General features: G+C 59.6%; 12 protein-coding genes, 2 tRNA genes and 2 rRNA genes. 10 read left to right on the top strand and 6 right to left on the bottom strand.

Annotated elements, in window-relative coordinates; translation table 11 throughout:
- Positions 1 to 95: 95 nt before the first annotated feature.
- From RRX38_RS15550 to RRX38_RS15575, 6 genes are all read right to left on the bottom strand, one after another.
- Positions 96 to 2,986, bottom strand: a 23S ribosomal RNA gene (locus tag RRX38_RS15550).
- Between the two features lie 228 nt (positions 2,987 to 3,214).
- Positions 3,215 to 3,290 (bottom strand) — tRNA-Ala (locus tag RRX38_RS15555).
- Between the two features lie 7 nt (positions 3,291 to 3,297).
- Positions 3,298 to 3,374 (bottom strand) — tRNA-Ile (locus RRX38_RS15560).
- 77 nt (positions 3,375 to 3,451) lie between these two features.
- Positions 3,452 to 4,988 (bottom strand): 16S ribosomal RNA (locus tag RRX38_RS15565).
- The 16S and 23S rRNA genes sit together here with 2 tRNA genes alongside, the layout of an rRNA operon.
- Positions 4,989 to 5,557: 569 nt before the next feature.
- On the bottom strand, positions 5,558 to 6,778 hold the full coding sequence (locus RRX38_RS15570) for a CaiB/BaiF CoA-transferase family protein (protein WP_315959837.1): 1,221 nt from the start codon (positions 6,776 to 6,778) through the stop codon (positions 5,558 to 5,560).
- Positions 6,779 to 6,794: 16 nt separating this feature from the next.
- Positions 6,795 to 7,976 (bottom strand): acyl-CoA dehydrogenase, encoded by a 1,182-nt coding sequence (locus RRX38_RS15575; RefSeq protein WP_295476709.1) that lies wholly within the window; start codon positions 7,974 to 7,976, stop codon positions 6,795 to 6,797.
- A 156-nt stretch (positions 7,977 to 8,132) separates the two neighbouring features.
- Between RRX38_RS15575 and RRX38_RS15580 the strand changes: the two genes are divergently transcribed.
- From RRX38_RS15580 to RRX38_RS15625, 10 genes are all read left to right on the top strand, one after another.
- Positions 8,133 to 9,062, top strand: a complete 930-nt coding sequence (locus tag RRX38_RS15580) for a LysR family transcriptional regulator (RefSeq protein WP_315959838.1) — start codon at positions 8,133 to 8,135, stop codon at positions 9,060 to 9,062.
- A 355-nt stretch (positions 9,063 to 9,417) separates the two neighbouring features.
- Positions 9,418 to 10,539, top strand: coding sequence for a Re/Si-specific NAD(P)(+) transhydrogenase subunit alpha (locus RRX38_RS15585; RefSeq protein WP_315959839.1), 1,122 nt, complete (start codon positions 9,418 to 9,420; stop codon positions 10,537 to 10,539).
- A gap of 11 nt (positions 10,540 to 10,550) precedes the next feature.
- On the top strand, positions 10,551 to 10,868 hold the full coding sequence (locus RRX38_RS15590) for an NAD(P) transhydrogenase subunit alpha (RefSeq protein ID WP_295476712.1): 318 nt from the start codon (positions 10,551 to 10,553) through the stop codon (positions 10,866 to 10,868).
- Complete coding sequence (locus tag RRX38_RS15595) at positions 10,865 to 12,319, top strand: NAD(P)(+) transhydrogenase (Re/Si-specific) subunit beta (protein ID WP_315959840.1); 1,455 nt, start codon at positions 10,865 to 10,867, stop codon at positions 12,317 to 12,319. The genes RRX38_RS15590 and RRX38_RS15595 overlap by 4 nt, the downstream gene beginning before the upstream one ends.
- A 168-nt stretch (positions 12,320 to 12,487) precedes the next feature.
- Positions 12,488 to 13,981, top strand: a complete 1,494-nt coding sequence (locus RRX38_RS15600) for an acetyl-CoA hydrolase/transferase family protein (RefSeq protein WP_315959841.1) — start codon at positions 12,488 to 12,490, stop codon at positions 13,979 to 13,981.
- Between the two features lie 319 nt (positions 13,982 to 14,300).
- The gene (locus RRX38_RS15605; protein ID WP_295476715.1) at positions 14,301 to 14,516 is read left to right on the top strand and encodes a DUF1127 domain-containing protein; all 216 of its coding nucleotides are present in this window, start codon (positions 14,301 to 14,303) and stop codon (positions 14,514 to 14,516) included.
- 266 nt (positions 14,517 to 14,782) lie between these two features.
- The gene (locus tag RRX38_RS15610) at positions 14,783 to 15,100 is read left to right on the top strand and encodes a DUF2388 domain-containing protein (protein WP_295476716.1); all 318 of its coding nucleotides are present in this window, start codon (positions 14,783 to 14,785) and stop codon (positions 15,098 to 15,100) included.
- Between the two features lie 86 nt (positions 15,101 to 15,186).
- Positions 15,187 to 15,492 carry a DUF2388 domain-containing protein gene (locus tag RRX38_RS15615; RefSeq protein ID WP_315959842.1) on the top strand — a complete coding sequence of 102 codons (306 nt, stop codon included), beginning with the start codon at positions 15,187 to 15,189 and terminating at the stop codon, positions 15,490 to 15,492.
- Positions 15,493 to 15,525: 33 nt separating this feature from the next.
- Positions 15,526 to 15,846: a DUF2388 domain-containing protein gene (locus tag RRX38_RS15620; protein WP_295476718.1), complete on the top strand. Its 321-nt coding sequence runs from the start codon at positions 15,526 to 15,528 to the stop codon at positions 15,844 to 15,846.
- On the top strand, positions 15,843 to 17,804 hold the full coding sequence (locus RRX38_RS15625; RefSeq protein WP_315959843.1) for a DUF4105 domain-containing protein: 1,962 nt from the start codon (positions 15,843 to 15,845) through the stop codon (positions 17,802 to 17,804). The genes RRX38_RS15620 and RRX38_RS15625 overlap by 4 nt, the downstream gene beginning before the upstream one ends.
- Positions 17,805 to 17,817 lie beyond the last annotated feature (13 nt).

A 17,817-nucleotide genomic window follows, 5' to 3' on the forward strand; every position in this document is an offset into this window, starting at 1 on the left:
AATTCGGTTGTGAAACAAGCGGCAGTTTGTTTTCCAGCTTTCGGCTGTTGCGTCTTCACACACCGCCACTGCGGTGCAGATGGCTTGGGTGTTATATGGTCAAGCCTCACGGGCAATTAGTATGGGTTAGCTCAACGCCTCACAGCGCTTACACACCCCACCTATCAACGTCGTAGTCTTCGACGGCCCTTTAGGGGATTCAAGATCCCAGTGAGATCTCATCTTGAGGCGAGTTTCCCGCTTAGATGCTTTCAGCGGTTATCTCTTCCGAACATAGCTACCCGGCAGTGCCACTGGCGTGACAACCGGAACACCAGAGGTTCGTCCACTCCGGTCCTCTCGTACTAGGAGCAGCCCCTCTCAAATCTCAAACGTCCACGGCAGATAGGGACCGAACTGTCTCACGACGTTCTAAACCCAGCTCGCGTACCACTTTAAATGGCGAACAGCCATACCCTTGGGACCGGCTTCAGCCCCAGGATGTGATGAGCCGACATCGAGGTGCCAAACACCGCCGTCGATATGAACTCTTGGGCGGTATCAGCCTGTTATCCCCGGAGTACCTTTTATCCGTTGAGCGATGGCCCTTCCATACAGAACCACCGGATCACTAAGACCTACTTTCGTACCTGCTCGACGTGTGGGTCTCGCAGTCAAGCGCGCTTTTGCCTTTATACTCTGCGACCGATTTCCGACCGGTCTGAGCGCACCTTCGTACTCCTCCGTTACTCTTTGGGAGGAGACCGCCCCAGTCAAACTACCCACCATACACTGTCCTCGATCCGGATAACGGACCTGAGTTAGAACCTCAAAGTTGCCAGGGTGGTATTTCAAGGATGGCTCCACGCAGACTGGCGTCCACGCTTCACAGCCTCCCACCTATCCTACACAAGCAAGTTCAAAGTCCAGTGCAAAGCTATAGTAAAGGTTCACGGGGTCTTTCCGTCTAGCCGCGGATACACTGCATCTTCACAGCGATTTCAATTTCACTGAGTCTCGGGTGGAGACAGCGCCGCCATCGTTACGCCATTCGTGCAGGTCGGAACTTACCCGACAAGGAATTTCGCTACCTTAGGACCGTTATAGTTACGGCCGCCGTTTACCGGGGCTTCGATCAAGAGCTTCGCTTGCGCTAACCCCATCAATTAACCTTCCGGCACCGGGCAGGCGTCACACCCTATACGTCCACTTTCGTGTTTGCAGAGTGCTGTGTTTTTAATAAACAGTCGCAGCGGCCTGGTATCTTCGACCGGCATGGGCTTACGGAGCAAGTCCTTCACCCTCACCGGCGCACCTTCTCCCGAAGTTACGGTGCCATTTTGCCTAGTTCCTTCACCCGAGTTCTCTCAAGCGCCTTGGTATTCTCTACCTAACCACCTGTGTCGGTTTGGGGTACGGTTCCCGATTATCTGAAGCTTAGGAGCTTTTCCTGGAAGCATGGCATCAACCACTTCGCGTTCTAAGAACGCTCGTCATCAGCTCTCGGCCTTGGGATCCCGGATTTGCCTAAGATCCCAGCCTACCACCTTAAACCTGGACAACCAACGCCAGGCTGGCCTAGCCTTCTCCGTCCCTCCATCGCAATAACCGGAAGTACAGGAATATTAACCTGTTTTCCATCGACTACGCTTTTCAGCCTCGCCTTAGGGACCGACTAACCCTGCGTCGATTAACGTTGCGCAGGAAACCTTGGTCTTTCGGCGTGGGAGTTTTTCACTCCCATTGTCGTTACTCATGTCAGCATTCGCACTTCTGATACCTCCAGCAAGCTTCTCAACTCACCTTCACAGGCTTACAGAACGCTCCTCTACCGCGTCATCAAAGATGACACCCGTAGCTTCGGTGCATGGTTTGAGCCCCGTTACATCTTCCGCGCAGGCCGACTCGACTAGTGAGCTATTACGCTTTCTTTAAAGGGTGGCTGCTTCTAAGCCAACCTCCTAGCTGTCTAAGCCTTCCCACATCGTTTCCCACTTAACCATGACTTTGGGACCTTAGCTGACGGTCTGGGTTGTTTCCCTTTTCACGACGGACGTTAGCACCCGCCGTGTGTCTCCCACGCTCGGCACTTCCAGGTATTCGGAGTTTGCATCGGTTTGGTAAGTCGGGATGACCCCCTAGCCGAAACAGTGCTCTACCCCCTGGAGTGATACGTGAGGCGCTACCTAAATAGCTTTCGAGGAGAACCAGCTATCTCCGAGCTTGATTAGCCTTTCACTCCGATCCACAGGTCATCCGCTAACTTTTCAACGGTAGTCGGTTCGGTCCTCCAGTCAGTGTTACCTAACCTTCAACCTGCCCATGGATAGATCGCCCGGTTTCGGGTCTATACCCAGCGACTGATCGCCCTATTAAGACTCGCTTTCGCTACGCCTCCCCTATACGGTTAAGCTTGCCACTGAATATAAGTCGCTGACCCATTATACAAAAGGTACGCAGTCACCTAACAAAGTAGGCTCCCACTGCTTGTACGCATACGGTTTCAGGTTCTATTTCACTCCGCTCTCCGCGGTTCTTTTCGCCTTTCCCTCACGGTACTGGTTCACTATCGGTCAGTCAGTAGTATTTAGCCTTGGAGGATGGTCCCCCCATGTTCAGACAAGGTTTCTCGTGCCCCGTCCTACTCGATTTCATGGCCAAGAGATTTTCGCGTACGGGGCTATCACCCACTATGGCCGCACTTTCCAGAGCGTTCCGCTAATCTCAAAGCCACTTAAGGGCTGGTCCCCGTTCGCTCGCCACTACTAAGGGAATCTCGGTTGATTTCTATTCCTCAGGGTACTTAGATGTTTCAGTTCCCCTGGTTCGCCTCCTGCACCTATGTATTCAGTGCAGGATACTCAGCTTATGCTGAGTGGGTTCCCCCATTCAGAGATCTCCGGATCACAGTCTGTTTGCCGACTCCCCGAAGCTTATCGCAGGCTACCACGTCTTTCATCGCCTCTGACTGCCAAGGCATCCACCGTATGCGCTTCTTCACTTGACCATATAACCCCAAGCTATCTGGTTATACTGTGAAGACGACATTCGCCGAAAGCTTGAAAAAACAAACTTTCTTTGCCTTAGCCTATGGTCCACCAGTGAAAGTGGTCCACAGTCTAAATCTTGTTTCACATCCGAATTTTTAAAGAACGATCTGGTAAAAACCAGAAATCAAGGTTCGTCTCGCGAACATTCATTTCTGCTTTCTAAGCAGTAAACGACAACCAGAATATGGTGGAGCCAAGCGGGATCGAACCGCTGACCTCCTGCGTGCAAGGCAGGCGCTCTCCCAGCTGAGCTATGGCCCCAGGGAACTGGTAGGTCTGGGCAGATTTGAACTGCCGACCTCACCCTTATCAGGGGTGCGCTCTAACCAACTGAGCTACAGACCTATATGCAGGCTGCTATCGTCTTCGACAAGGAATCAAGCAATTCGTGTGGGAACTTACGACGCAGCTGGGTCGTCGATTAAGGAGGTGATCCAGCCGCAGGTTCCCCTACGGCTACCTTGTTACGACTTCACCCCAGTCATGAATCACACCGTGGTAACCGTCCTCCCGAAGGTTAGACTAGCTACTTCTGGTGCAACCCACTCCCATGGTGTGACGGGCGGTGTGTACAAGGCCCGGGAACGTATTCACCGCGACATTCTGATTCGCGATTACTAGCGATTCCGACTTCACGCAGTCGAGTTGCAGACTGCGATCCGGACTACGATCGGTTTTGTGAGATTAGCTCCACCTCGCGGCTTGGCAACCCTCTGTACCGACCATTGTAGCACGTGTGTAGCCCAGGCCGTAAGGGCCATGATGACTTGACGTCATCCCCACCTTCCTCCGGTTTGTCACCGGCAGTCTCCTTAGAGTGCCCACCATAACGTGCTGGTAACTAAGGACAAGGGTTGCGCTCGTTACGGGACTTAACCCAACATCTCACGACACGAGCTGACGACAGCCATGCAGCACCTGTCTCAGTGTTCCCGAAGGCACCAATCTATCTCTAGAAAGTTCACTGGATGTCAAGGCCTGGTAAGGTTCTTCGCGTTGCTTCGAATTAAACCACATGCTCCACCGCTTGTGCGGGCCCCCGTCAATTCATTTGAGTTTTAACCTTGCGGCCGTACTCCCCAGGCGGTCAACTTAATGCGTTAGCTGCGCCACTAAAATCTCAAGGATTCCAACGGCTAGTTGACATCGTTTACGGCGTGGACTACCAGGGTATCTAATCCTGTTTGCTCCCCACGCTTTCGCACCTCAGTGTCAGTATGAGCCCAGGTGGTCGCCTTCGCCACTGGTGTTCCTTCCTATATCTACGCATTTCACCGCTACACAGGAAATTCCACCACCCTCTGCCCTACTCTAGCTTGCCAGTTTTGGATGCAGTTCCCAGGTTGAGCCCGGGGATTTCACATCCAACTTAACAAACCACCTACGCGCGCTTTACGCCCAGTAATTCCGATTAACGCTTGCACCCTCTGTATTACCGCGGCTGCTGGCACAGAGTTAGCCGGTGCTTATTCTGTCGGTAACGTCAAAATCGCCACGTATTAGGTAACGACCCTTCCTCCCAACTTAAAGTGCTTTACAATCCGAAGACCTTCTTCACACACGCGGCATGGCTGGATCAGGCTTTCGCCCATTGTCCAATATTCCCCACTGCTGCCTCCCGTAGGAGTCTGGACCGTGTCTCAGTTCCAGTGTGACTGATCATCCTCTCAGACCAGTTACGGATCGTCGCCTTGGTGAGCCATTACCTCACCAACTAGCTAATCCGACCTAGGCTCATCTGATAGCGTGAGGTCCGAAGAGCCCCCACTTTCTCCCGTAGGACGTATGCGGTATTAGCGTCCGTTTCCGGACGTTATCCCCCACTACCAGGCAGATTCCTAGGCATTACTCACCCGTCCGCCGCTCTCAAGAGAAGCAAGCTTCTCTCTACCGCTCGACTTGCATGTGTTAGGCCTGCCGCCAGCGTTCAATCTGAGCCATGATCAAACTCTTCAGTTCAATACTGCTTGGGTTTTTAAGAAACCCTAAACTTGGCTCAGCAATCTCAAATGACTATGTGATTTCTCGCATGGTCACTTACGTTGCTGATAATCTGGTGACTCTCAGTCTGACAGCGCAAGCACCCACACGAATTGCTTGATTCAGTTGTTAAAGAGCGGTTGGTTGAGCCTTTCGCTTCAACCGAGGCGCGCATTCTACGCTAACCTCTTAATCTGTCAAGCGTTTATTTTCAGAAGTTTCAATCTCGATTCAAACTTCGAAACGCTTGCGTGCCGAGCGATCATTCGATCATCTCGTCAGCGGGAGGCGAATCTTACAGCATCCTAAGTTGCTGTCAACTGCCTTTTTCACCGCCGGAATCCGAAGATTCGCACCACTTCTTTCGCTTCACCTTAACTCGTTGATTCTCAAGGAGTTTTCGGTGCATTCCGCGTTGGAAGTGGTGCGCATTATAAGGACATCTGAAAGGCCGTCAACCGTTAATTTCAAAAAACTGAAATTAAATGCTCCACACCGGTGCAGCCCCCAGCAAAACCACTCCTCCTATATATAGAGAAGGCCAGCATCTATAGAACACGCGCCTCACGCAGGACACTGATCTCTTCCAGGCTTTTGCCCAGCACCGAGCGCAGCACCGCTTCAGTATGCTCACCCAACAGAGGAGGCGCTCGCCGATACTCCACGGGCGTCTCGGACAAGCGAATCGGGCTGGCCACCATGGGCACCTGACCTGCCAGCGCATGCGGCAAATCGAAGGCGAGGCCACGGGCCAGCACCTGAGGGTCGGCAAACACCTGTGCCAGATCGTTGATCGGCCCACAAGGCACACCCACCGCTTCCAGTTCCGCCACCCACTGAGCAGTGGTCTTGAATACGGTGGCCTGGCGGATCAGCGGAATCAGTTCGGCGCGGTTGGCCACCCGCAGCTTGTTGGTCAGGAAGCGCGGATCGTCCGCCCACTGCGGCTGCCCCGCCACTTCCGCGAACTTCCTGAACTGACCGTCGTTGCCCACGGTGAGAATGAAGTCGCCATCGGCAGTAGGAAAGTCCTGGTACGGCACGATATTGGGATGGGCATTACCCAGGCGCCGCGGCGCGACACCCGTGGTGAGGTAGTTCATCGCCTGATTGGCCAGGCACGCCACCTGTACGTCCAGCAGTGCCATATCGATGTGCTGACCGCTGCCGGTCTGCTCGCGACTCGCCAGCGCAGCCAGAATGGCCGTACTGGAGTACAGCCCAGTGAGGATATCGGTAAGCGCCACGCCCACCTTCACCGGCCCGGCTCCCTCCTCGGCTTCGGAACGGCCAGTCAGGCTCATCAGTCCGCCAAGGCCCTGGATCATGAAGTCGTAGCCGGCACGCTTGGCATAGGGCCCGCTTTGACCGAACCCGGTAATGGAGCAATAGATGAGCCGTGGATTGACGGCCTTCAGTGACGAGTAGTCCAGCCCGTAGGCCGCCAGGCCACCCACCTTGAAATTCTCGATCAACACATCGGAGCGAGCAGCCAGCTCTCGCACCAGTGCCTGACCCTCGGACTGAGTGAAGTCGATGGTCACCGATTGCTTGTTGCGGTTGGCCGCCAGGTAATAGGCCGCCTCGCTGGTGTTCTCACCTTCGGCATCCTGGAGGAAGGGCGGTCCCCAGGCGCGAGTATCGTCGCCAGCCCCCGGCCGTTCGACCTTGATGACCTCCGCGCCGAGGTCTGCAAGGATCTGCCCGGCCCAAGGACCGGCCAGTACCCGGGAAAGATCCAGCACGCGAATGTGCGACAACGCGCCCATGGCCAGCCCCCTTCTATTAATAGAACGCCTGGATGCCGGTCTGCGCACGGCCGAGGATCAGCGCATGCACGTCATGGGTGCCTTCATAGGTATTCACCACTTCCAGGTTGACCAGGTGCCGAGCCACGCCGAATTCGTCACTGATGCCGTTGCCCCCGAGCATGTCACGGGCCATACGTGCGATATCCAGGGCCTTGCCGCAGGAGTTGCGCTTCATGATCGAGGTGATTTCCACTGCCGCCGTGCCTTCATCCTTCATCCGCCCCAGGCGCAGGCAGCCTTGCAGGGCCAGGGTGATCTCGGTCTGCATGTCGGCGAGCTTCTTCTGGATCAGCTGGTTGGCGGCCAGCGGACGGCCGAACTGCTGACGATCGAGGGTGTATTGCCGGGCAGTGTGCCAGCAGAACTCGGCAGCCCCCAGGGCGCCCCAGGAAATGCCGTAGCGTGCGGAGTTCAGGCAGGTGAACGGCCCCTTCAGGCCACGCACCTCAGGAAAGCGGTTTTCCTCGGGCACGAACACGTTGTCCATGACGATCTCGCCGGTGATCGACGCACGCAGCCCGACCTTGCCGTGGATGGCCGGCGCGCTCAACCCCTGCCAGCCCTTCTCGAGAATGAAACCACGAATCTCGTCGGCGTCATCCTTGGCCCAGACCACGAACACGTCGGCGATGGGGCTGTTGGTGATCCACATCTTCGCGCCGCTGAGGCGATAGCCGCCATCGACCTTGCGGGCACGGGTGATCATGGATCCCGGATCGGAGCCATGGTTGGGCTCGGTCAGGCCAAAGCAGCCAATCCACTCGCCCGACGCCAGCTTGGGCAGGTACTTCTGCTTCTGCGCTTCGGAACCGAACTCGTTGATCGGCACCATCACCAACGACGACTGCACGCTCATCATCGAGCGGTAGCCGGAGTCGATACGCTCCACCTCTCGGGCAATCAGCCCATAGCAAACGTAGTTCAGGCCGCTGCCGCCATAAGCCTCGGGGATCGTCGCGCCCAACAGGCCCACCTCACCCATTTCGCGAAAAATCGCCGGGTCGGTCTGCTCATGCCGAAAGGCTTCCAACACACGGGGTGCCAGCTTGTCCTGGGCGAACTGTTCGGCACTGTCGCGAACCATGCGCTCCTCTTCGGTCAACTGCTGGTCCAGCAACAGGGGGTCGATCCAGTTGAAGCTTGCCTTGCCACTCATGGTTGATGCCTCGTGCAAATGAGCCAATCTGATGCAGCAAGCCTAGACCCGCCCGCGCGGCGGGACAAACGAGGATTTCGCAAGGGGTTGTGCTAGTTTCTCACTCCGAAAGACGATTAAAGCCAATAAAACCTGGAATGAGTGAGGATTCGGTACATGCGCCGCAAGATTCCCAGCACCGCTGCGCTGGTCAGCTTCGAATCGGCCGCCCGCCATGAGAGCTTCACCAAGGCTGCCAGCGAACTGTCCCTGACCCAGAGCGCGATCTGCCGGCAAATTGGCAGCCTTGAAGCATTCCTCGGCATCGAGCTGTTCAAGCGCTCGCGGCGCGGCGTGAAACTCACCGACGCCGGCCTGTCCTACAGCCGACGCATCGCCTCGCAACTGGACGCCGTGGAGCGCGACACCCTGTCGGTCATGGGCCAGCAAGGCACCAGTGTGATAGAGCTGGCCGTGGTGCCGACCTTCGGCACCCAATGGTTGCTGCCGCGCCTCAAGGACTTCCAGACCCGCCACCCGGAAATCACCGTCAACCTCACCAACCGCACCCGGCCGTTCCTGTTCGCCGATACCGACTTCGACGCCGCGATCTACTTCGGCGACGCCGACTGGCCGGGCACCCTGGCGTATCGACTGATGGGGGAAAACCCCATGCCGGTGTGCAACCCGACACTGCTGGAGGGCCAGCTCACCCTCAGCGCCGAGCGCATCGCCCAGTTGCCGCTGCTGCAGCAGACCACCCGTCCGCATGCCTGGCGGCAGTGGTTCAGCGAGCGCCAGTTGCATGTGCCGCGCGACATGACCGGCCCGCGCTACGAACTGTTCTCGATGCTCGCCCAGGCAGCCATGCACGAGATGGGCATCGCCCTGATCCCGCCCTTCCTCATCCAGCGTGAACTCGAAGAACAGCGCCTGGTGATCGCCAGCCCTCACGCGCTGAACAGTGCGAAGGCCTACCACCTGATGATTCCCGAACGAAAGACTTCGACTGTTTCCCTGCAAGCCTTCCGCAACTGGCTGATCGAGCAGGCGCACGGCTACACCCTGCCCGAAGAACATCCCGCAGCCGGTGTCGCAAATAGGTAGTTACGACATTGAATACCTACATATATAAGCAATTGTCGTAAATCTGAAACCTGCAAAAAGCTGCCAGAAATAGCTTAAAAGCCTCGTATTTCAAGGCCTGTAGCCCGTTGCAGTCAGATTTTCATGCGCACCCCGGGCCACCACTCCACTCTTACCTGAAAACGCCCTGAATCAAGCTGTAAGCGCCACGGGCTAAGGCCCTTCGCCTTCTGCTGCGACAATGGGTCACAGGATGACTTGTAGTCATACCAAAGTCTCGTTACCTATTCTTCGAGGCCACGCACCCAGGCCCCACACCCACACCGCTCGTGCCTGGGCGCACCGACAACAAGAACAAACAGGCAGGAGACTTGCCGTGCACATAGGTGTCCCCCTCGAAACACAGGCGGGTGAAACCCGGGTCGCCGCCACGCCGGAAACCGTCAGGAAGCTGGTCAGCCAGGGCCATGCAATCACGGCGCAAAGCTCGGCCGGCCTTCATGCCGGTGTGCCGGACAGCGCTTTCCTGGCCGCCGGAGCAGCCATCGGCAGTGTCGACGACGTGTTCAGCGCCCAATTGGTGCTCAAGGTCACAGCCCCCAGCGACGACGAGCTGGCACGCATGAAGCCCGGCACGCTACTGATCGGCATGCTCAACCCGTTCAACGACACGATCATTGCCAGCATGGCCCGCCAGGGCATCACCGCTTTCGCCCTGGAGGCCGCACCACGAACCTCGAGAGCCCAGAGCCTCGACGTCCTGTCGTCACAGGCCAACATCGCCGGCTACAAGGCCGTGTTGCTGGCCGCGCACTACTACCCACGCTTCATGCCGATGCTGATGACCGCCGCCGGCACCGTGAAAGCGGCGCGCGTACTGATTCTCGGCGCGGGCGTGGCGGGTCTGCAGGCCATCGCCACGGCCAAGCGCCTGGGTGCGGTGGTCGAGGCCTCGGACGTGCGCCCGGCCGTACGCGAACAGATCGAGTCCCTGGGGGCGAAATTCATCGATGTTCCGTATGAAACCGACGAAGAACGTGAATGCGCCGAAGGCGTCGGTGGCTACGCCCGCCCCATGCCAGCCAGTTGGATGCAGCGCCAGGCGGCCGCAGTGCACGAGCGGGCCCGGCAATCGGACATCGTCATCACCACGGCACTGATCCCTGGACGCAAGGCGCCGGTGCTGCTCAGCGCCGCCACCGTGGCACAGATGAAGCCCGGCTCGGTGGTCATCGACCTGGCCGCCGCCCAAGGTGGCAACTGCCCACTGACAGTGGCGGACCAAGTGGTGGTAGAGCACGGCGTGACGCTGGTCGGGCATACCAACCTGCCGGCCCTGGTGGCGGCCGACGCCTCGGCGCTCTATGCCCGCAACCTGCTGGATTTCCTGAAGCTGCTGTTCGACAAGGACGGCGTGCTGAACCTCAACCTCGAAGACGACATCGTCGCCGCGTGCCTGATGTGCCGCGATGGCGAGATCATCCGCAAGAACAGCTGAGAACAAAGACAATGCAAGAGCTGATCTCCCCAGGCATCTATAACCTGATCATCTTCGTGCTGGCCATCTATGTCGGCTATCACGTGGTCTGGAACGTCACCCCTGCGCTGCACACACCGCTGATGGCAGTCACCAATGCCATCTCGGCCATCGTCATCGTCGGCGCCATGCTGGCGGCCGCCTTGACCGTCACACCGCTGGGCAAGGTCATGGGTACCCTGGCCGTGGCGCTGGCCGCCGTGAACGTGTTCGGCGGCTTCCTGGTCACCCGGCGCATGCTGGAAATGTTCAAGAAGAAGAGCAAGGCCAAGGACGAGGTGCAGAAATGAGCATGAACCTCGTTACCCTGCTCTATCTGGTCTCGGCGGTGTGCTTCATCCAGGCCCTCAAGGGGCTTTCGCACCCGACCACTTCGCGGCGCGGCAACCTGTTCGGCATGGCCGGCATGGCATTGGCCGTACTCACCACCATCGGCCTGGTGTACAAGCTGGCCGCGCTGTCCACGGTGGAGGGCACCAGTGCCGGAGTTGGCTACATTCTGCTCGGTCTGCTCGTCGGTGGCGCGGCTGGCTCGATCATGGCCAAGCGCGTGGAAATGACCAAGATGCCCGAGCTGGTGGCCTTCATGCACAGCATGATCGGCCTGGCTGCCGTGTTCATCGCCATCGCCGCCGTGGTGGAGCCGCAATCGCTGGGGATCGTGCTGAACATCGGCGACGCCATTCCAACGGGCAATCGCCTGGAGCTGTTCCTGGGCGCGGCAATCGGTGCTATCACCTTTTCGGGGTCGGTCATCGCTTTCGGCAAACTGTCCGGCAAATACAGGTTTCGCCTGTTCCAGGGCGCCCCGGTACAGTTCGCCGGCCAGCACAAGCTCAACCTGATCCTCGGCCTGGCGACCCTGGTCTGCGGCCTGGCCTACATGTTCAGCGGCAGCCTCGGCGCCTTTGCCCTCATGCTGGCCTTGGCTTTCGTGATTGGCGTGTTGCTGATCATCCCCATCGGCGGGGCCGACATGCCGGTGGTGGTCTCGATGCTCAACAGTTATTCGGGCTGGGCGGCCGCCGGGATCGGCTTTTCGTTGAACAACTCGATGCTGATCATTGCCGGTTCGCTGGTCGGCTCCAGCGGCGCGATCCTCTCGTACATCATGTGCAAGGCCATGAACCGCTCATTCTTCAACGTCATCGGCGGCGGCTTCGGCACTGCGGCAGACAGCGGGCCGAGTGGAAACAGCCAGCCACAACGGGCCGTGAAGTCCGGCTCGGCCGACGACGCGACCTTCCTGCTCGGTAATGCCGATACGGTGATCATCGTGCCTGGCTATGGCCTGGCGGTCGCCCGCGCCCAGCACGCCCTCAAGGAACTGACCGAGAAGCTGGTCCATCACGGGGTGACCGTGAAATACGCCATCCACCCGGTGGCCGGGCGCATGCCCGGGCACATGAACGTACTGCTTGCCGAGGCAGAAGTCCCGTACGACCAGGTGTTCGAGATGGACGACATCAACTCCGAGTTTGGCCAGGCCGACGTCGTGCTCGTGCTGGGCGCCAACGACGTGGTCAACCCCGCCGCGCGGAACGACCCCAAATCGCCAATCGCCGGCATGCCGATCCTCGAGGCGTACAAGGCGCGAACCGTGATCGTCAACAAGCGCTCCATGGCCAGCGGCTATGCCGGCCTGGATAACGAGCTGTTCTATCTCGACAAGACCATGATGGTGTTCGGCGACGCCAAGAAGGTCATCGAAGACATGGTCAAGGCCGTGGAAAACCTCTGACGCGGCTCTTTACATCGCCCCGGCACACGGGGCTTTGTTACAGCCACGGTAACGGTGTTTTGCCCTGAAAGCCGCCAATTAGAGCCTTCGAATACGACCTTGGTCGGGCGACGGCGGGCGCGCCAGCCACTAGACTTGGCGCTCGCTTACAGCCCGAGACAATAAAACATGTACCGTGATCGTATCCGCATGCCTGGCCTGATGAGCAAGGTGATGAGCGCGGCAGATGCCGCTGGCCTGATTGAAGACGGCATGACCGTCGGCATGAGCGGTTTCACCCGCGCCGGCGAAGCCAAGGCGGTGCCCCACGCGCTGGCCGAGCGCGCGCGCGTGTCGCCGCTTAAGATCAGCCTGATGACTGGCGCCAGCCTGGGCAACGATCTGGACAAGCAACTCACGGAAGCCGGTGTGCTGTCGCGGCGTATGCCCTTCCAGGTCGACAGCACCCTGCGCAAGGCGATCAACGCCGGCGAAGTGATGTTCATCGACCAGCACCTCTCCGACACGGTCGAACAACTGCGCAACCGGCAGATCAAGGCCGTCGACCTGGCCGTCATCGAATGCGTGGCGATTACCGAAGAGGGCCACCTGGTACTGAGCACCTCGGTGGGCAACTCGGCAAGTTTCGCCATTCTCGCCAAGCAGGTGATCGTCGAGATCAACCTGTCGCAGCCGCTGGAACTGGAAGGCTTGCATGATGTTTATATCCCCAGCTACCGCCCGACCCGCCTGCCGATTCCGGTACTGGAAGCCGACTCGCGCATCGGTAGCCACGCGGTGAAGATTGACCCGGCAAAGATCGTCGGTATCGTCATCAGCGACCAGCCCGACTCGCCGTCCACCGTGCTGCCGCCGGACATCGAGACCCAGGCCATCGCCAATCACCTGGTGGAGTTCTTCAAGAACGAGGTGCGCCAGGGACGCCTCACCGACCGCCTGATGCCGCTGCAGGCCGGCATCGGCACCATCGCCAACGCCGTGATGCACGGCCTGCTGGCGTCACCCTTCGAAAACCTGACCATGTACTCCGAAGTGCTGCAGGACTCGACCTTCGACCTGTTCGATGCAGGCAAGCTGGATTTCGCCTCTGGCAGCTCCATGACCCTGTCGGCGCCCAAACATGCCCAGGTATTCGCCGACTTCAACCGCTACAAGTCGAAGCTGGTGCTGCGCCCGCAGGAAATCTCCAATCACCCCGAAGTCATCCGCCGCCTGGGCATCATCGGCATTAACACCGCTCTGGAATTCGATCTGTACGGTAACGTCAATTCCACCCACGTGTGCGGTACGCGGATGATGAACGGCATCGGCGGCTCGGGCGATTTCTCGCGCAATGCCCACCTGGCCATCTTCGTCACCAAGTCGATTGCCAAGGGCGGTGCCATTTCCAGCGTGGTGCCCATGGTCAGTCACGTCGACCATACCGAGCATGATGTGGACATCCTGGTCACCGAACAGGGCCTGGCCGACCTGCGTGGCCTGGCACCTCGCGAGCGGGCCCGGGTAATCATCGACAACTGCGTGCACCCGGCGTATCGCGAGGCCCTGAATGACTATTTCAGCCGAGCCAGCGCACTGGGTGGGCACACCCCTCACCTGCTGCGTGATGCACTGAGTTGGCACCTCAACCTTGAAGAAACCGGACGCATGCTGGCGGTATGAGGTTCACAGGTTCAGGAGGTTGAGGTTTGCAACGGTACAGTCCAGACCTCAACCGTTTGAACTGACAAAAACTGTAATGCTGTACTGGTCCAAAACCGACGTTTTCCAGTCGATTCTCGTCGCACCCCAGCAAAAACGCACCAAACAGGTGCGAACCAGTACAGTTGCCCCATTTAGGAACAAAACAGCCCCTATAAACAGTTAACTGAACTCTCACAATACAACTGAACTGTGTCTGTAGAAGATGACACGACGAGAGGAAGATAGGCACCAGTCAAGCCACTCTCTAATCCCGCCACAAGCGGAAGGAAGTCACACCATGGAACGTACAATCAGTTCCGATCTTTTTGTAGAAAGCACCGTTTCCAATGCCCAGGCCAGCCTGCCTCTGCGCGCCCTCGCTACCCTGATGCTGTGGCAGCGTCGCCTGGCCAGCCGCCGTCAACTGGCTCGCCTGGATGCCCGCCTGCTGGCTGACGCCGGTATCAGCGAATCGCAGCGTTACGAAGAGCTGAGCAAGCCATTCTGGCGTTGATACGGCGCGCACCGGCACATTGACCCCAAGGTCATCCAGCCGGTCCACCGAATTCCCACGAAGCCCGTCGCAGGCAACTGCTGACGGGCTTCGTCGTTTTCGGCGTCGGCAAATGAAGAACATAACAGTTAAACAAAAACACCGAATACACCATAACAGTTCACACCTCTGGCCAAGCGCCGCGATAGCCGCCCTCTGGCGTCTGGGTTACGCTCGACGCTATCTTGGCGACCTTCCCTGCACCTGTGCCTGTAACGGAGACTTGTATGTCCACCCTGCGCATTCTCACCGCGACCCTGCTACTGAGCGCTTCCTGCGGCGCCTTCGCCAGCAGCTTTCTGGTTACCACCGACGCCATCGTGGGCGCCGTGGGTGCGTCCACTGACGCCACCTCCGACGTCACCTCGTCGCTGCGTGACAACAAACTGGTCCGTGAGGCCCGTGACGAAGCGGCGACCTTCGTAGGCAGCGCCGGTGAAATCCGCGGTGCCCGGCTGGAAGCGGCCCTGGCGCACATCCGTCAGCAGCAGCCCGCCCTGCAGGCCAGCGATGCCCAGCTGGCCGAGGCTATCCTGGCTCTTTGAGATCCGTACCGGGCGGCACTACGGGGTAGCTCTGTTTCGGGCATTAGGCTAGCCTTGCGCTTCGTTCCAAGATTGCCCCGAAGATCATGCGTCTATCCAAACTGTTGTTCCTGCCTTCCCTGGCCAGCCTGATCTGGATGTCCCCCGCCCTGGCCTTCGATCCGACGACCCAGGGCGTGGTGGTCAGCGGTTACGTGACCAGCCAGGTCACCAGTGCGCCATTCGACAACAAGCTGATCCAGGCCGCCCAGGACGATGCCGCCGCGTTCGTCGCCACCGATGGTCAACTGCGCGGCGCACGCCTTGAATCGGCGTTGCACCAGCTGCGCAAGAGCCAGGCGAAACTTCATGCCAGCGACCTTGAACTGGCCGAGGCAATTCTCGTCCAATAGTCACTTTTTTGCTTCTGCTCCTGGAGACGTTACATGCGTACCCCGTTGATTGCCGCGACACTCGGCATGCTGCTGATGGCCGATCTGGCCCAGGCCCAGACCCTGGTGGCGACCAGCAACATCATCGTTCGTGCTTTCGGCCGTTCAATCGACTTTACCTCCGACACCACCACCTCCATCCGCGACTCCAAGGTCGTCATGGAAGCCAGGGACGATGCGGCCAGCTACGTGGCGAGCGGTGGTGACATCCACGGCGCCCGCCTGGATGCCGCCTTCGACACCCTGCGTGACCGGCTGCCCGAGGCGCGCAACGCCAGCGACCGGACCCTGGCCGAAGCCATCCTCGCATTGTGAGGCGCCTGGGTGGCTGGCTGCTGGCCGCTGCGCTGACCCTGGTCGCGCTGCCTGCATTCGCCGATCTGCGCCTGGTCCTGAAGGACTCCGGCCTGAACCCGGCCCAGCGCCAGGCCACCCAGACACTGCTGGATGAAGCCATGCAGGCCTTGCCGCCGCGCTTCATCCACAACCTTGACCGTGAAGTGCACATCAGCTGGTCCACCGACATGCCGGCCAACGCCTACGGGCAGGCCGCCGGCCCTTACCAGCTGTACCTCAATACCCGCCTGCTGGCCTCCCTGACCGAAGGCTCCGCAGCCACCGAGCAGACCGGCCGCCCGCACGGCACGGTGCGCCGCGAGCTGCTGGCCACCGTGCTGCACGAACTGACCCACGTCTACGACCGCGCGCGCCTGTGGCCCGCGGACCAGCGCGCACTGATCGTGCGCTGCGCGCGCCAGCACGCCACCCTTGGCAAAGTCGGCCTGGCCGATGAGTGCCGGGGCCAGACCGAGCGGCGCTTTACCCTGAGCGACGATCCGCGCCTGCTCGACCTGGCCGGCTGGCAGCAGTACGTCGGGCGACGCGGTGAGCGCGAACAACACAACGGCCAGATGGTGCGCAGCCCAGACACCTACGAGCTGACCAGCCCGCTGGAGTTCGTCGCCGTCAACATGGAGTACTTCCTGCTCGACCCGGCCTATGCCTGCCGGCGCCCTGCGCTATACGCCTGGTACAAGCAGCAGTTCGGCTGGGCGCCGCCGAATCAACAGGCCTGCCCTTCCTTTTATCCGTACCTGAACGCCGGCAACGACTTTGCCCGCGAGCCACTGGGCAAGCTCGACCCAGAGCGGGTCTACGAGGTGGACTACCTGCTGGCCGAAGCCAACCAGAACCTGATGAGCCGCTGGGGGCACAGCATGCTGCGCCTGGTGATCTGCAAACCGGGGCGGCCACGCGGCCCGGATTGCCGCCTGGACCTCGACCAACATCTGGTGCTGTCTTACCGGGCGTTCGTCGGTGACGTGCAGCTGTCGAGCTGGGACGGCCTGACCGGCGCCTACCCGTCGCGGCTGTTCGTGCTGCCACTGGGCCAGGTCATCGACGAATACACCAAGACCGAACTGCGCAGCCTGGCCTCGGTGCCGCTGAAGCTCGACCGCCAGGAGATCGACGACCTGGTGCGGCACGCCGCCGAGATGCACTGGAGCTACGACGGCGACTACTACTTCCTGTCCAACAACTGCGCGGTGGAAACCCTCAAGCTGCTGCGCAGCGGCACCTACAACCCGCAACTCAACGGCCTGGACAGCATCCTGCCCAACGGCCTGCTGGAAGTGCTCAAGGGGCGCGGGCTGGCCGACACCAGCGTGCTCGACGACCCCAAGCGCGCGCTGCGCCTGGGCTACCGGTTCGACTCCTACCGTGACCGCTATCAGGCCATGTTCGGGGTGCTGAAGAAGCAGCTGCCGATTCCCCAGAACACCGTGGAAGACTGGCTTCAGCAACCGGCGCAGCAGCGCCGCCAGTGGTTCGCCCAGGCCGACCTGCGCACCAGTGCCGCTCTCCTGCTGCTAGAGCAGGCCAGCCTGCGCCGTGAGTTGCTGCTGGCCCAGGACGAGGTCAAGCAGCGCTACCTGAGCGCCCGTGAGCAAAAGGACGGCCGCGTATCAAAGGCCACCGGTACGCTGCAGGCGATCCTCGCCAACAGTGGCTTCCTCAGCCGCCCGGCCGAATTGCTGGGCAGCGACGGCTATGGCCTGCCACAAGCCGATGAATGGAAACGCCTGGAAGCGCAAAGCAGTGAACGGCAGAAACGCCTCAAGCGCCTGACCGGCGACCTGGACGGCGAAGTACGCGCCCTGCTCGAGCCCGAGCGAGCTGCCGAGATCACGGCTGTGGAAGACAACCTCAAGCAGGTCAGCACCCACCTGCGCGCCTTGCACAAGGCTGCGGGAGGGCTGGAACTGCCATAGCCAATGCCTGGCC

Source organism: Pseudomonas sp. DTU_2021_1001937_2_SI_NGA_ILE_001 (assembly GCF_032463525.1).
GTDB lineage: Bacteria > Pseudomonadota > Gammaproteobacteria > Pseudomonadales > Pseudomonadaceae > Aquipseudomonas.